We start from the raw sequence: 13,733 nt of genomic DNA, 5'->3' as shown, positions 1-13,733 counted from the left end.
GACCATAGCCGATCCGGCAGCCGGAACGCGAGATCAGCCCAGATCGTCGGCGATGATGCGTTCGATATTGCGTTCGGCCAGCGCGGTGATGGTGACGAACGGGTTCACGCTGGTGTTGCCGGGGATCAGCGCGCCGTCGATGACGTAGAGACCCTGGTATCCGTGCAGGCGACCGTAGTTGTCGGTGGCCTCGTCGATCACGCAGCCGCCGAGCGGGTGATAGGTGAAGTCGTCACCCCAGGTCTTGTAGACGCCGAACAGGTCGGTCCGGTAGATCGTGCCTTCCTTCTTGTTGATCTTGTCGAAGATCCGCTTGGCCGCGTCGATCGAGGACTGGGCCCAGGCGGTCTGCCAGTTCAGATCCACCTTGCCGGTGCCGGAGTTGAAGGTGAACTTCCCGCGGTTCGGGTTCTTCGTAATCGCCAGGTACAGGCTCACATACGTCTCGATGCCGGACGGGAACGGCGCGACCTCGGCGAACGCCGGGCCGCCCGCGTCGGCCCAGTTGTCGATGCCGAGGCACGGCATGGCCGACTGCAGACTGCCGGTGGCGTCCCACATGTGGTTGGCGCGACCGACCATGACATTGCCGTTGTTGCCCCACTTCTGGCCGACCGCGTCGGACAGATTGCGCAGCTGCCCGTTGGCTTTCATGGCGACGAGCAGCTTGCTGGTGCCCACGCTGCCCGCGGCGAAGAAGACCCGGTCCGCGACAACCTTTTTGGTGGCGGTGGTGCGGCCCTGGGTGTCTATCTGGGCCATCTCGACCTCGTAGCCGCTGCCGCTCGGCGTGACCGAGGTGACCATGTGCTGGGCGGCGATCGTCACCTTGCCGGTGCTGGTGGCCGCCGCCAGGTAGGTCTTGTCCAGCGAGCGCTTGCCCGCGTTGTTGCCGTAGATCACCTCGCCTGCCAGCGCGGACCGGCGCACCGTGTTCGCCTGCTCCTTCTTCATGTACTCGAAGTCGTAGACGTTGGGCACGAAAGTCCAGCCGAAACCGGATCTTTCGGCATGTTTGCGGCCCACCCGCGCGAACTGGTAGCACTCGGCCGACTCGAACCAGTTCTTGTCGATGGTGTTCACCCCGAGTGCGCTGTTGGCCCTCGGATAGTAGGTGGCATACATCTCGTCGGCGTTCACCGAGGGCAGGATCGCGGCGAAGTTCTCCCGCTTGGGCGTCACCGCCATGCCGCCGTTGACCAGCGACCCACCGCCGACGCCACGTCCCTGGTAGACGCGGATGCCGCCGAAGCTCTCGGAGTCGAGGACACCGGTGTAGCGGTCGATGTCCTTGTTGTAGGAACCACCCAGGAAGTAGCCGACCGGCTGATCGGTGGTCTCACGCAGCCAGTAGGACCGGCCGTCGGGTTTCAGTACGGGACAGAAGATGTCGCCGTCGGGCCCCGGCTTGGTCCAGGACATCCCCATCTCGGCGACCAGCACGTCGACCCCGGCCTGGGCCAGGCGCAGCGCCGCGACCGAGCCGCCGTACCCGCTGCCGATCACCAGGGCGGGCACTTTGTCGCCGTCGATCGCGGGGGCGGCGATGGCCCGACCGGCCAGCGCGGCCGCGCCTAGCGTGAAACCTGTTGCAGCTAGGAAACCACGGCGAGAAACACCGCCGGTGTATCGGCTACTACCTGGCTTTTCATACAAAAATTCACGCATTGAGCGGCTCCTCATCGAGACTGCAATGAGAACCTGTTATACCGAGACTTGCAGTGAAACAAGCGCGTTTCGAACAAACGAAACCCCGGGCACATCGGTGCCCGGGGTTTGCGGAAGCGGTGGGTCAGACCAGTCGTTCGGCCGCGGCGGCCACCCGTTCGTCGGTCGCGGTGAGCGCGATGCGCACGTGTTCCGGCGAGCGCGGACCGTAGAAATCGCCGGGGGCGGCGAGGATTCCACGCTCGGCGAGCCAGTCGAGGGTGACCCGGCACGGTTCGCGGCGGGTAGCCCACAGGTAGAGCCCGGCATCGGAGTGATCGATCCGGAAACCGGCCTCCTGCAACGCCTTTCGGAGTATTTCGCGGCGCGCGCGGTACCGTTCGCGCTGCTTCGCCTCGTGCTCGTCGTCGCTCAGCGCGGCCGTCATGGCGGCCTGGATCGGGAACGGGAGCATCATGCCGGAGTGCTTGCGCACCTCGAGCAGTTCGGCGACCAGTTCCGGGTCGCCCGCGACGAAGCCGGCGCGGTAGCTGGCCAGATTCGAGGTCTTCGACAGCGAGTGGATCGCCAGCAGACCGGTGTGGTCGCCGTCGCACACGCGCGGGTCGAGGATCGAGAGGGCCTCGCCCTCCCAGGTCAGGCCCAGGTAGCACTCGTCGGAGGCGACGATCGCGCCGCGCTCGCGAGCGAACGCGACCACCTTGCGCAGATGCTCGACGCCGAGCACCTTGCCGGTCGGGTTCGACGGCGAATTCACGAAGATCAGCGCCGGGTTCTGCGGGCCGATCTGAGTGAGGCCGTCCGCGCGCCACGGCTTCGCGCCCGCCAGCAGCGCGCCGACCTCGTAGGTCGGGTAGGCGATCTCGGGGATCACCACCAGATCGTTCGCGCCGAGGCCGAGCAGGCGCGGCAGTCCCGCGATGAGCTCCTTGGTGCCGATCACCGGGAGCACGGCCGCCTCGTCGACGCCGGTGACACCGAACCGGCGGGCCAGCGCCGCGACGGCGGCGGCGCGCAGCTCAGGGGTGCCGTGCGTGGTCGGGTAGCCGGGCACCGCGGCGACCGAGTTCAATGCCGCCTGGATCAGCGGATCGACCGGGTCGACCGGGGTACCGACGGAAAGGTCGACAAGCCCGCCGGGATGCGCCGCCGCTTTCTCCTTGACCGCGGCGATCGTGTCCCACGGGAAATCGGGCAGCAGACTGCTGACCCTCATCCTTCTGCCATGGGGGGCAGCGCCTTGATGAAGGGCGGGTCGAAATCGACTACCCCCACCTTGGTCGCGCCGCCGGGCGAACCCAGCTCGTCGAAGAAGTCGACGTTGGCGTTGATGTAACCGTTCCACTGGTCCGGGGTGTCGTCCTCGTAGAAGATCGCCTCCACCGGGCAGACCGGCTCACACGCACCACAGTCAACGCACTCGTCAGGTTGGATGTACAGCATGCGGCCACCCTCGTAGATGCAATCCACGGGGCATTCCTCGATGCACGCCTTGTCCTTCACGTCAACGCACGGTTCAGCGATGATGTACGGCACTGCCGTTCTCCTAGTCTGTCCTCACCTGCGGTGGTACTCCGCCACCCGAAACCCTATCCCGAGACCGCACCTCAGTCCCAGGTCAGCCTGCCCTAACTCGCGCTCCCGATCAGCCGATCACTCTTTACCTTCGCAGTATGGGGCCCTAGATTTAGTGCAAGAAACTCGTTGTCTCCGCGCGACGAAGGGACTCGCCATGAGTACGGCGGAAGATCGTGCGGCCGCGCTGGATCTGGTTGCCCGGCTCAAGTCCTCCTATCCCGAGCTTCCCGACGCGCCGGCTCCCGACCTCCTCGACCACGCACGTCTGTGGGCGTACCTCAAGACCGATCACGACGTGGGCGGTGAGCCCGATTCTCCCATCACCTACGAGAACAAGCAGTACGAGATGTGGGAACACAACACCTATGTGATCTGCGAGGTGCTGGCCTGGCGGGGAATCTGGCTGTCCGAGGAGCGGCGCCGGATCGGCAATGTCGACCTCGGACGCACCATGTACCTCGGCCTTCCGTACTACGGCCGGTGGCTGCTCGCCGTCGCGCGGGTGCTGGCCGAGAAGCAGCACATCGGGCTGACCGAACTGAGTGAGCGGATGCTCGAGGTCAAGGCGCGTTACGAGGGCGGCCTGGCCGGGAGGACGCCGACGGCCGAGCCGAAGTTCGCGGGGGACGGCTCGCGGGTCAAGCGCAACCGTCATCACCTCGACGCGGTCGGCAAGGGCGACCCGCAGGTGTTCGCGGGTCGTGCGGGCGAGGCGAAATTCCGGGTCGGCGATCAGGTGCTCGTGCGGGAACTGCCCGCGCTGTTCTACACCCGGACGCCGGAATACGTGCGCGGCGCGGTCGGGGAGATCGCCGCGCTCGCCTACGAAAGCCCGGCACCCGAGGACGAGACGTGGGACCGGCACGGTGCGAAGCCCGAGTGGTTCTATGTCGTCGAGTTCAATCTGTCGCGACTGTGGGACGCCTACACCGGGATCGGCACGGACGTACTGCGCACCGAGATCCCCGAACGGTGGCTCACTCCGGCGAACTGACACCTGATCGGGAAAGGACTCCATGACCGGCCACGATCACGATCACGAACGTACCGTCGCACCGATGGTCGACGAGATCACCGATTTCGAAGTGCTCGAGATCGCGCTGCGCGAGCTGTGCATCGAAAAGGGGATCTTCACCGCCGAGGAACACCGGCGGTTCACCGAATTCGCCGAGCAGATCGGCCCGACGCCCGCCGCGCGCCTGGTGGCCAAGTCCTGGCTCGATCCCGGCTTCAAGGCGCTCGCGCTCGCCGAACCGATGACCGCGAGCAAGGAAGTCGGCGTGGACTGGCTGGAGCCGACAGGTTTCGGCACACCGAGCGACTTCACGGCGTTCTCGATCCTCGAAGACACCCCAACCCTGCACAACGTGATCGTGTGTGCCCTGTGTTCGTGCTATCCGCGACCGATCCTTGGCAATTCACCCGAGTGGTATCGCACGCCCAACTACCGGCGGCGCATGGTGCGCTGGCCACGTCAGGTGCTGTCCGAGTTCGGGCTCGCCCTGCCCGCGGACGTCGCGGTACGCGTGCAGGACTCGAACCAGAAGCACCGCTTCATGGTGATGCCCCTGCGCCCCGCCGGCACCGACGGCTGGGACGAAGATCAGCTCACGGAAATCCTTACCCGCGATTGCCTGATCGGCGTCGCCCTGCCCAAGCCAGGCGTCACCACGAACGTGATCACCGCTACCCGCCCGGCTGTCCACCCGGTCACCGAGCAAGGGAGCGGTCAATGAGTACGCCCCGCGACATCGAACCACTGAAAGCCATCGTCGAACGCAACCAGGTATGGCCGCGCATGGCCGCCGCATACGGTGTCGACAACCCCGTACCACCATGGAAAACCAGCCTCGACGGAATCTGCGACGCCCTCGACCACGCCCGATGCGACGCCGACATCCCCGGTTTCCAGCGCAGGCGCGACGAAGAGGACGCGCTCTCGGCAACCCTCTACGCCAGCCTCCCCTACCCCGAAAACCAGCTCGTCGCCCTGGCACATTCCCTCGTGACACGCGGCATCATCGACGAGCACGAACTCCAAGCCCGCCTCACCACCATCCGAGCCCGCCTCGAATCCTGACCTCAGGCGCGGACCTTTGGCCGCTAGCTGACGCTCAGCGGGAGGGCGACGGGTTTCGCCTCCACTGTTCCGTAGACGGTGGTGCGTTCGCGGACGGGGCGGTTGATGCCCGTGGCGATCTCGGTGAGTTCGGCGACCGTTTTGGCCGAGCCGTGCTGGGAGCCGGCCATGCGGGAGATGGTTTCCTCCATGAGGGTGCCGCCGAGGTCGTTGGCGCCACCGGTGAGCATCATCTGGGTGCCGACGGTGCCGAGCTTGACCCAGCTGGTCTGGATGTTGTCGATGCGGCCGTGCAGCATGATGCGGGCCAGGGCGTGCACCGCGCGGTTGTCGCGGTTGGTCGGGCCGGGGCGGGCCGCGCCCGCCAGGTAGAGCGGGGCGCTCTGGTGGACGAACGGCAGTGGGACGAACTCGGTGAAGCCGCCGGTCTCGTCCTGGATGCCGCGCAGGACGCGCAGGTGGCCCACCCAGTGCCTGGGGTTGTCGACGTGGCCGTACATCATCGTCGAGCTGGACGGGATGCCCAGCTGATGCGCGGTGGTGATCACCTCGATCCAGGCCGAGGTGGGCAGCTTGCCCTTGGTGAGGACCCAGCGGACCTCATCGTCGAGAATCTCGGCCGCGGTGCCAGGGATGGAGTCCAGCCCGGCCTCTTTCAGCGCAGAGAGCCAGTCGTGGATGCTCTGGCCGCCGCGGGAGGCACCGTTGACGATCTCCATCGGGCTGAACGCGTGCACGTGCATCGACGGGACGCGGGCCTTGATCGCGCGAACCAGATCGGCATACCCGGTGACGGGCAGTTCGGGGTCGATGCCGCCCTGCATACAGATCTCGGTGGCGCCGTCGACGTGTGCCTCCCAGGCGCGGTCGGCGACCTCGTCGGTGCTGAGGGTGAACGCGTCGGCGTCGCCCTTGCGCTGGGCGAACGCGCAGAACCGGCAGCCGGTGTAGCAGATGTTGGTGAAGTTGATGTTCCGGTTCACCACGTAGGTGACGTCGTCGCCGTTGACGGTGCGGCGCAGCGAATCGGCCAGTGCCGCAATGGCATCCATGTTCACGCCATCGGCGGTGGCCAGCGCGAGATACTGGTCGTCGGTGAGCCCGGCCGGGTCCTTCTCGGCGGCGCGCAGGGCGTCGAGCACGTCCGAATCGAGCCGCTCCGGCGCGGTGACGGCCAGGTCGCGGGCGTGTTCGCGGATGGTCTCCCAGTCGCCGAACGCGCCGACGACCTCCTGGCCGAGCCCGGAATCGCTGCGGCTGTCGGTATTGCGGCCCTCGGTGTCGATGGCGGTGTTGAGGTCGACGCGGCCCGCCGAGTCCCACGATTCGTCGGGTTCCTGCCAGGGCAGGCCGACCGGCAGCGCGTCGGGCCTGGCCAGGCCGGTCGCCGGATCGGTGAGCGCGGCGACGTGCGCGCCGATGCGCGGATCGATCCACGGGTGCCCGGCCCGCACGTACTTCGGATGCGCGGAAGTGCGCTCGACCAGGGTGAATCCGGCCGATTCGGTGATCTCACGCAGGGTGTCCAGGTTCGGCCACGGGCGCTCGGGGTTCACGTGGTCGACCGTCACCGGTGACACACCGCCCCAGTCGTCGATGCCCGCGTCGATCAGGGCGCGGCAATCGCTGTGCGAGACCAGGTTCGGCGGCGCCTGCACCGGAACATCCGGTCCGAGAAGCAGTCTCGTCACCGCGACGGTCGCCAGGAACTCGGCGACATCGGCGTCGGGGGCATCGCGCATGGCGGTGTCGTCCTTGGCACGGAAGTTCTGCACGATCACTTCCTGGATGTGCCCGAACTCGCGGTGCTGCTTGCGGATCGCCATGATCGACTCGGCGCGCTCGGTGAGCGTCTCGCCGATGCCGACCAGAATGCCGGTGGTGTAGGGCACCGAGAGCCTGCCGGCGTCGGTGATCGAACGCAGCCGCACGGCCGGATCCTTGTCGGGGCTGCCGTAGTGGCACTGGCCCTTCTCGGTGAACAGCCGCGTCGAGGTGGTCTCGAGCATCATGCCCATCGACTGGGCGACCGGCTTGAGCCGGGCGATCTCGGCCCAGCTCATCACACCGGGGTTCAGATGCGGCAGCAGGCCGGTCTCCTCCAGCACCAGGATGGAGACGGCGCGCAGGTAGTCCAGGGTGGAGTCGTAGCCGCGTTCGTCGAGCCACTGCGCGGCCTCCGGCCAGCGGTCCTCCGGCCGGTCACCGAGGGTGAACAGGGCTTCCTTGCAGCCCAGCGCCGCGCCCTGCCTGGCGATCTCGAGCACCTCGTCGGGCTCGAGGAACATGCCGTGGCCCTCGGCGCGCAGCTTGCCCGGCACGGTGACGAACGTGCAGTAGTGGCACTTGTCCCGGCACAGCTTGGTCAGCGGGATGAACACATTGCGCGAGTAGCTGATCGTGCGGGGGCGGCCCGCCGATTCCAGGCCGGCGTCACGGACCCTGACCGCGCTCGCGCACAGGTCGGCGAGATCGTCGCCGGTGGCGTGCAGCAGGACGGTGGCCTCGTCGACGTTCAGGGTGACGCCGTCGCGTGCCCGGCGCAGCGCCCGGCGCATCGCGGCGGGACTCGGCGGCGGTAGGGGAACGCTCGGGCTCGGAAGGTCGGTCACCCCGTCGATCATGCGCTACTTCTCTCCCGTACGTACGGTCGGCTGGTCGCGGGCCCGAGTGGGCACACGTCTGTCGTCCTCGTCGCACGACAACCCTCCGCACGACCGTACATATTCCCGAGAGGCTGAACTCGTCGGCCGCGCATGAAACCATGGCACCATGTCGCTGCCGCGCTCCACCATTCTGGCCGAACCGGCCTGGCGTCCGAGTTCCAAGGCCAAGCTGCTGTGGGCGCTGGAGAACGCGATTGCGATCGGGATCCTGTGCGTTGCGCTCGCGGTGTGGGTGCTGCTCGACGCGGACCGGCGCGGGTGGCAGGTGGCGGCGGGGCTGGTGATCGTGGCGCTCGCGGTGCTCGGGGTGGTCGTCGTGCCGCTGTGGCGGTACGCGGTGCACCGGTGGGAGGTCACCGACGAGGCCGTGTACACGCGGGTCGGGTGGCTGGATCAGGAGTCGCGGGTCGCGCCGATCTCGCGGGTGCAGACCGTCGACACCGAGCGCGGACCGCTGGAACGGATGCTGGGGCTGGCCACCGTCACCGTGACCACCGCGTCCTCGGCGGGCGCGGTGAAGATCAGCGCGCTCGATCTGCCGGACGCCGAGCAGACCGTGGCCCGGCTGGCCACCATCGCCGCCCAGCACCGCGGGGACGCGACGTGACCGAACCGGCGACGCCGCTCACCGACTGGCAGCGGCTCGATCCGCGCATGCTGCTGGTGTATCCGGTCAACGAGATCATGAAATACATTCCGGTGCTGCTCGGCTCGGTCATCGTCGGCACCACCAGCGGCAACCCGCTGTGGACGCTGATCCCGGTGACGCTGGTCGCCGCGTACGGCGTCGCCCGCTGGTTCACCACCTCGTACCGCATCGACGCCGATCACGTGCAGTTGCGCACCGGGATCGTGCAGCGGCGCACGCTGTCGGTGCCGCGGCCGCGAATCCGGTCGGTGGATGTGGAAGCCGATCTGCTGCACCGGATTCTGGGTCTGGCGGTGCTGGCCATCGGCACCGGGAAGCAGACCGACAAGGGCGAGGAGTTCAAGCTCGACGCGCTCGATATCAGCCGCATCCCCGTCCTGCGCGCCGAATTGCTCGCGCACACCGGGCAATACGTGCCCGGCCAGACTGATGCCAGTGTGGCGCACCATGTCTCACCCGCGGAATCGACCGCCGAGGTGGGCATCGAGATCGGCCATTGGCAGGCAGCGTGGGTGCGCTACGCGCCGCTGTCGCTGACCGGTCTCGCGGTGGTCGCGCCGATCGCGGGCATCGGCGCCCAGTACGGGCTCATCGACGTGGTGTCGAGATCGGCTGCCGTGCAACACATCGACGACGAGAGCGCGCCGATCGCGGCGATCGTCATCTCCGGACTGATCCTGCTCTCGGTGATCCTGGTGAGCGCCGCCGCGTGCGCCCAGTACCTCGCCACCTGGTTCGGGCTGCGCGTCATCGACAACGGCGCCACCCTGCACCTGCGCCACGGACTGTTCACCACCCGCCAGATCACCCTCGACCTTGCCCGCTTCCGCGGCGCGACACTCAACGATCCCCTGCTGCTGCGCGCCGCCAAGGCCGCCCAGCTGGAAATGATCATGACCGGCGAGAATCCACGCCAGAAGATCCTGCCCCAGGCGCCACGCACCGCCGTCGAACGCACCCTCGACGAACTGCTCCGCACCCGCCGCAAGCCGGGTGGGCAGAGCAGCGGAGAGCAGGCTGGGGCGTTGTCGGTGCAGCCAGAACCAGTGCACCCGGGCGCGCCGGCGCCGCTGACGAAGCACACGAATATCGATGCGCCGCAGCCGATCACCGGCGCGACACTCGGCACGATCGACCTGGTCCAGCACGGTCCGGCCGCGCGTCGCCGCCGCTATACGAAGGCCGCGTGGCCGGTCGGCGTGCTGGCCGCCGTGCTGATCGTCCTCGCCGTGACCACCGGTCCGCTGCCCACCTGGATCTGGTCGGTGCCCGCCATGTTCGCCGTCATCAATGCCGTGCTCGCCGAGGACCGCTACCGCAGCCTCGGCCACCGCGTACTGCCCGGCAGCACCGGCCCCACCTGGCTGATCACCCGCCGCGGCAGCCTCGACCGCAACCGCGACTGCCTGGAAGCGCCAGGCATCATCGGCTGGACCATCCGCCGCACCTATTGGCAGCGCAGAGCAGGCCTGGCCACCGTGGTCGCCGCCACCGCCGCGGGCAAGAAGGCGTACCACGTGGTCGACGTTCCCATCGACCAGGCCGTCGCGCTGATCGACGCGGTCACGCCCGGCCTGCGCGGCACACGCTGAGCGACGCCATCGCGGCACGCTCTGACGCGGACGCCGGATGCCAGTCACGGGCCGACGGATGCCGGATGCCGGTCGCCGGTCGCCGGTCGCCGGTCGCCGGTCGCCGGTCGCCGGTCGCCGGTCGCCGGTCGCCGGTCGCACCGAGTGTCCGCCCGCTGGCGATGTGGGCGCGGCGTAGCCTCCTAAGAGGTGTTGTGGTGCGAACGGAGGGCGGTTCGTGGAGTTCACCGAGGTCATCGAATCGGCGGGCAAGCTACTCGACGCGGCCGGTGTCGCCGCCATCGTCATCGGCGGGCTGGTCGGGACGATCAGATTCGCCCGCGAGGTGGCTGGTCGCGGGGACTTCGACCGCGCGTATAACACCTACCGGCGTGGGCTCGGCCGGGCCATCCTGCTCGGGCTGGAATTCCTGGTCGCCGCCGACATCATCCGATCGGTCGCCATCTCGCCGAGTTTCACCAGCGTCGGCGTGCTGGCGATGATCGTGCTGGTGCGAACCTTCCTCAGCTATTCGCTGCAGCTCGAACTGACCGGGCGGTGGCCGTGGCAGCACCCGAAATCCGATTCGTCGACGGTCGCCTCCCCGTGAGGGGACCGGCAAAGGCGAACGGCCGGGAGTCCATGACTCCCGGCCGTTGCGTGTACCGCGGAAATCAGACCGCGACGGCTTCCTTCGACGGTTCTTCTCGACCCGCAACAGCTTTCGCGTCGCGCATCAGGATGACAGCGAGTACCGCGGCCGCCAGCGAGGCGAGGGCGCCGACACCGAAGGTGACCTGCATGGCGGTGCAGAACGCATCCCGGGCCAGCCCGATGACGGTGTCGTCGCCGGTGCCGACCGCGCCCGCGATCGATTCCCTGGCCGCGGCGGGCGCCGAATCCGGCATGGCGCCGGCGAAGGTACCGGCCAGCACGGCACCGAGCACCGCGACACCGAGGGCGGCGCCCGCCTGCTGGATGGTGTCGTTGAGCGCCGAGCCGACGCCGGCGTGATCCCCGGGCACCGCGCTCATCAGCGCGCCGATCGCGGCGGGCATCGCCAGACCACCACCGGCACCGAGCAGCGCCATCGCGACGGCGGGCAGGGTGAAGCTCGCACCGGCGTCGAGGGTGGCCAGCACCGCGAAACCCGCGGCAACGACGACCAGACCCGCGATGGTGACGATCCGCGCGCCCAGCTTGCCGACCAGCACCGCGCCGATGCCGTTGGCGACGAGCAGGGTGATCGCCATCGGCGTGAAGGCCAGGGCGGTCTCCATCGGCGAGTAGCCGAGCACGAACTGCAGGTACTGGGTGAGCACGAGCACCAGGCCGCCGTTGGCGAAGGTCACCAGGACGAGCGAGAAGCTGGAGCCGGTGAAGGTGCGGTTGCGAAACAGCTGCAGCGGGACCATCGGCGATTCGGTGCGCAGTTCACGAATCACGAAGGCGCCGAGGGCGAGCACGGTCACGGCGAAGCCGGTCAGCACACCGCGGTCGGTCCAGCCCGCGTGCGGCACCGAGATGATGGTCCACACCAGCGCGGTCATGCCGATGATCGAGGTGAGCATGCCGGGGACGTCGGGCTTGCGCCACGGGCCCTTCGATTCCGGCATCAGCACCAGCGCGGCCACGATGGCGACCGCGGCGATCGGCACGTTCATCACGAACACCGAACCCCACCAGAAGTGATCGAGCAGCACACCGCCGACGACCGGACCACCGACCATGCCGACCGTCGCCACCGCACTCCACGCGCCGATGGCCTTGGGCCGCTCGTCGTCGTCGAACACGGTGATCAGGATCGACAGCGTGCTCGGCATGATCAGCACGCCGCCGATACCCATCAGGGCCCGGCCCGCGATCAGCAGTTCGGCACTGCCCGCGTAGGCGGCCAGCAGTGACGCGCCGCCGAAGAGCACCAGGCCGATCACCATCACCAGCCTGCGGCCGAACCGGTCCGACAGGCTGCCCGAGGTGAGCAGCAGGCCGGCGAACACCAGCAGGTAGGCGTCGATGATCCACTGGATCTGCTGGGAACTCGCGCCGAGATCGGTGGCGATCTGCGGGATGGCGACGGTGAGGACCATGTTGTCCACGATCAGCACCAGCGAGCTCAGACACAGCACGATCAGGATCAGCCAGCGGCGGGGATCGCGGACCTTCTCGTCCGCGGAAGTCGTTGTGAGCACCATGCTCTCCTCTCGAAGTTCTCCGCACGCCGTGCGGGCATGTCGAACACTGTACGGTTATACGCACGATGTTCGCAAGCGGAACGTTGTACGATGTCCGTACAGTGCACGTGATCACCCACCGGAGGAGGCGAGCGATGGCCGCGGCCAGCACGAACTCGAACGAGATCGCATCGGTCTGGACCAGGCCCACACGCGAACGACGCGATCAGCCCGCCCTCAGCCGGGACCAGATCGTGGCCGAGGCGATCAGCCTGCTCGACGCCGAGGGCTTCGACGCACTGAGCATGCGCAAGCTCGGCGCGCGGCTCGGCGCAGGCGCGACCTCGCTCTACACCCACGTCGCGAACAAGGACGAACTACTGGAACTGGTCGTCGACCAGGTCATCGGAGAGGTCAAGGTCCCACGGCCCGACCCGCAGGACTGGCGCGCACCGATGCACGAGCAGGCCGACGCCCTGCGCACGACCCTGCTGACGCACCCGTGGATCACGATCGTGCTGAGCAACGCGGCCCTGACCTACCTGGGCCCCAACATGATGCGGCTGACCGACTCGATGCTCGCCATCGTGGAGGCGGGCGGCTTCGACGACGAGGTCGTCGACGTCACCACCAACACGGTCTTCCAGTTCATCGTCGGCGCCTGCGCCAACGAAGCGGCCATGGTGATGACCGTCGCCCGCAGCGGGCTGCCCACCCAGCAGTGGGTCGACCAGGTGATGGCCGCCAGCGCCGCCGCGTCGACGAAGTACCCGCGCCTGCACCGGCGCTACGTCGACCAGCGTCCGCAGGTCGTTGCCGAAGCGGCGGCCGGGGTGGTCAGCAGGTTCTCCCAGGCCATCGACCTGATCCTGGACGGCGCCGAAACCCGGCGCGGCTGACTCAGTTCGACCGGAACAGGCCGAAATTCGCGCGGTAGTAGAGGTAGGCGAGCGGCGCGAGCACCCCGCAGGCCAGCAGGAGCAGGGTGCGTCCGTCGCTGCTGAGCAGCACGTCGCCGCCGGGCCCGCGCGAGGAGGCGACGAGGAATCCGAAGACCCACACCACGATCGGGGCGAAGGTGAAGCCCAGCCGGTCGGTCACCGATTCCATGCCGTAGACCAGGGCGACGTTGATCGGCGCCGCCAGCAGCGCGGCCACCGGAAACGCGAGGGTGCCGAGGTAGAGCGGCAGGAACAGCACCTCGAGCGCCAGGGTGATCAGCGCGTCGGCGAGCAGCAGGACGACGATCAGACCCGAGATCACCGGGTCGAGTCGGGCGGGCAGGCGCACGGACCGCAGCACGGCGGTGGGGGTACCTGCGGGCTGATCGGAGTCGGTCACCATGGC

The 13,733-nt window shown here is 68.1% G+C and carries 13 protein-coding genes; 7 read left to right on the top strand and 6 right to left on the bottom strand.

Translation table 11 applies throughout. The annotated features are described in order from the left end of the window. Positions 1 to 33: 33 nt before the first annotated feature. The 3 genes from ACWF82_RS08695 to fdxA form a co-directional block, all read right to left on the bottom strand. Entirely contained in the window at positions 34 to 1,668 is a 1,635-nt protein-coding gene (locus ACWF82_RS08695; protein WP_452499386.1) for a GMC oxidoreductase, read from the bottom strand. A 124-nt stretch (positions 1,669 to 1,792) separates the two neighbouring features. After that, on the bottom strand, positions 1,793 to 2,884 hold the full coding sequence (dapC, locus tag ACWF82_RS08690) for a succinyldiaminopimelate transaminase (protein WP_452499384.1): 1,092 nt from the start codon (positions 2,882 to 2,884) through the stop codon (positions 1,793 to 1,795). Next, the gene (fdxA, locus tag ACWF82_RS08685) at positions 2,881 to 3,204 is read right to left on the bottom strand and encodes a ferredoxin (RefSeq protein ID WP_452499382.1); all 324 of its coding nucleotides are present in this window, start codon (positions 3,202 to 3,204) and stop codon (positions 2,881 to 2,883) included. Before fdxA ends, dapC begins: the two co-directional genes overlap by 4 nt. Positions 3,205 to 3,400: 196 nt before the next feature. On the opposite strand from fdxA, the gene ACWF82_RS08680 reads away from it, so the two are divergent. The 3 genes from ACWF82_RS08680 to ACWF82_RS08670 are packed head-to-tail and all read left to right on the top strand — an operon-like array spanning position 3,401 to position 5,326. Next, positions 3,401 to 4,240, top strand: a complete 840-nt coding sequence (locus tag ACWF82_RS08680; RefSeq protein WP_452499381.1) for an SH3-like domain-containing protein — start codon at positions 3,401 to 3,403, stop codon at positions 4,238 to 4,240. Between the two features lie 22 nt (positions 4,241 to 4,262). Next, positions 4,263 to 4,982: a thiocyanate hydrolase subunit gamma gene (gene scnC, locus ACWF82_RS08675; protein ID WP_452499379.1), complete on the top strand. Its 720-nt coding sequence runs from the start codon at positions 4,263 to 4,265 to the stop codon at positions 4,980 to 4,982. Beyond that, positions 4,979 to 5,326, top strand: coding sequence for a thiocyanate hydrolase (locus ACWF82_RS08670; protein WP_452499377.1), 348 nt, complete (start codon positions 4,979 to 4,981; stop codon positions 5,324 to 5,326). Before scnC ends, ACWF82_RS08670 begins: the two co-directional genes overlap by 4 nt. A 23-nt stretch (positions 5,327 to 5,349) precedes the next feature. Here ACWF82_RS08670 and ACWF82_RS08665 read toward each other — a convergent pair whose 3' ends face one another. After that, positions 5,350 to 7,950, bottom strand: coding sequence for a bifunctional FO biosynthesis protein CofGH (locus tag ACWF82_RS08665; protein ID WP_452499375.1), 2,601 nt, complete (start codon positions 7,948 to 7,950; stop codon positions 5,350 to 5,352). 148 nt (positions 7,951 to 8,098) lie between these two features. On the opposite strand from ACWF82_RS08665, the gene ACWF82_RS08660 reads away from it, so the two are divergent. The 3 genes from ACWF82_RS08660 to ACWF82_RS08650 all read left to right on the top strand — a co-directional run bounded on the left by ACWF82_RS08660 (position 8,099) and on the right by ACWF82_RS08650 (position 10,822). Then, positions 8,099 to 8,599, top strand: a complete 501-nt coding sequence (locus tag ACWF82_RS08660) for a PH domain-containing protein (protein WP_452499373.1) — start codon at positions 8,099 to 8,101, stop codon at positions 8,597 to 8,599. 47 nt (positions 8,600 to 8,646) lie between these two features. Then, positions 8,647 to 10,233, top strand: a complete 1,587-nt coding sequence (locus ACWF82_RS08655) for a PH domain-containing protein (RefSeq protein WP_452499630.1) — start codon at positions 8,647 to 8,649, stop codon at positions 10,231 to 10,233. 217 nt (positions 10,234 to 10,450) lie between these two features. Continuing rightward, positions 10,451 to 10,822, top strand: coding sequence for a DUF1622 domain-containing protein (locus ACWF82_RS08650; RefSeq protein WP_452499371.1), 372 nt, complete (start codon positions 10,451 to 10,453; stop codon positions 10,820 to 10,822). 64 nt (positions 10,823 to 10,886) lie between these two features. Here the strand turns inward: ACWF82_RS08650 and ACWF82_RS08645 are convergent, their stop codons facing one another. After that, positions 10,887 to 12,407: an MFS transporter gene (locus ACWF82_RS08645; RefSeq protein ID WP_452499370.1), complete on the bottom strand. Its 1,521-nt coding sequence runs from the start codon at positions 12,405 to 12,407 to the stop codon at positions 10,887 to 10,889. A gap of 134 nt (positions 12,408 to 12,541) precedes the next feature. Here ACWF82_RS08645 and ACWF82_RS08640 point away from each other — a divergent pair, with 134 nt between their 5' ends. Then, positions 12,542 to 13,285 (top strand): TetR/AcrR family transcriptional regulator, encoded by a 744-nt coding sequence (locus tag ACWF82_RS08640; protein ID WP_452499368.1) that lies wholly within the window; start codon positions 12,542 to 12,544, stop codon positions 13,283 to 13,285. 1 nt (position 13,286) lies between these two features. Here ACWF82_RS08640 and ACWF82_RS08635 read toward each other — a convergent pair whose 3' ends face one another. Further along, positions 13,287 to 13,730, bottom strand: a complete 444-nt coding sequence (locus ACWF82_RS08635; protein WP_452499366.1) for a hypothetical protein — start codon at positions 13,728 to 13,730, stop codon at positions 13,287 to 13,289. Positions 13,731 to 13,733 lie beyond the last annotated feature (3 nt).

It is taken from the genome of Nocardia sp. NPDC055053, assembly GCF_053608285.1.
The sequence above is the reverse complement of the archived record's forward strand: the minus strand, read 5'-3'. Positions and strand labels throughout refer to the sequence as shown.

Coding starts and splice junctions, on each gene's coding strand:
- ACWF82_RS08695 (WP_452499386.1), bottom strand. CDS start 1,668: ATGCGTGAATTTTTGTATGAAAAGCCAGGTAGTAGCCGATACACCGGC.
- dapC (WP_452499384.1), bottom strand. CDS start 2,884: ATGAGGGTCAGCAGTCTGCTGCCCGATTTCCCGTGGGACACGATCGCC.
- ACWF82_RS08680 (WP_452499381.1), top strand. CDS start 3,401: ATGAGTACGGCGGAAGATCGTGCGGCCGCGCTGGATCTGGTTGCCCGG.
- scnC (WP_452499379.1), top strand. CDS start 4,263: ATGACCGGCCACGATCACGATCACGAACGTACCGTCGCACCGATGGTC.
- ACWF82_RS08670 (WP_452499377.1), top strand. CDS start 4,979: ATGAGTACGCCCCGCGACATCGAACCACTGAAAGCCATCGTCGAACGC.
- ACWF82_RS08665 (WP_452499375.1), bottom strand. CDS start 7,950: ATGATCGACGGGGTGACCGACCTTCCGAGCCCGAGCGTTCCCCTACCG.
- ACWF82_RS08660 (WP_452499373.1), top strand. CDS start 8,099: ATGTCGCTGCCGCGCTCCACCATTCTGGCCGAACCGGCCTGGCGTCCG.
- ACWF82_RS08655 (WP_452499630.1), top strand. CDS start 8,647: ATGCTGCTGGTGTATCCGGTCAACGAGATCATGAAATACATTCCGGTG.
- ACWF82_RS08645 (WP_452499370.1), bottom strand. CDS start 12,407: ATGGTGCTCACAACGACTTCCGCGGACGAGAAGGTCCGCGATCCCCGC.
- ACWF82_RS08640 (WP_452499368.1), top strand. CDS start 12,542: ATGGCCGCGGCCAGCACGAACTCGAACGAGATCGCATCGGTCTGGACC.
- ACWF82_RS08635 (WP_452499366.1), bottom strand. CDS start 13,730: ATGGTGACCGACTCCGATCAGCCCGCAGGTACCCCCACCGCCGTGCTG.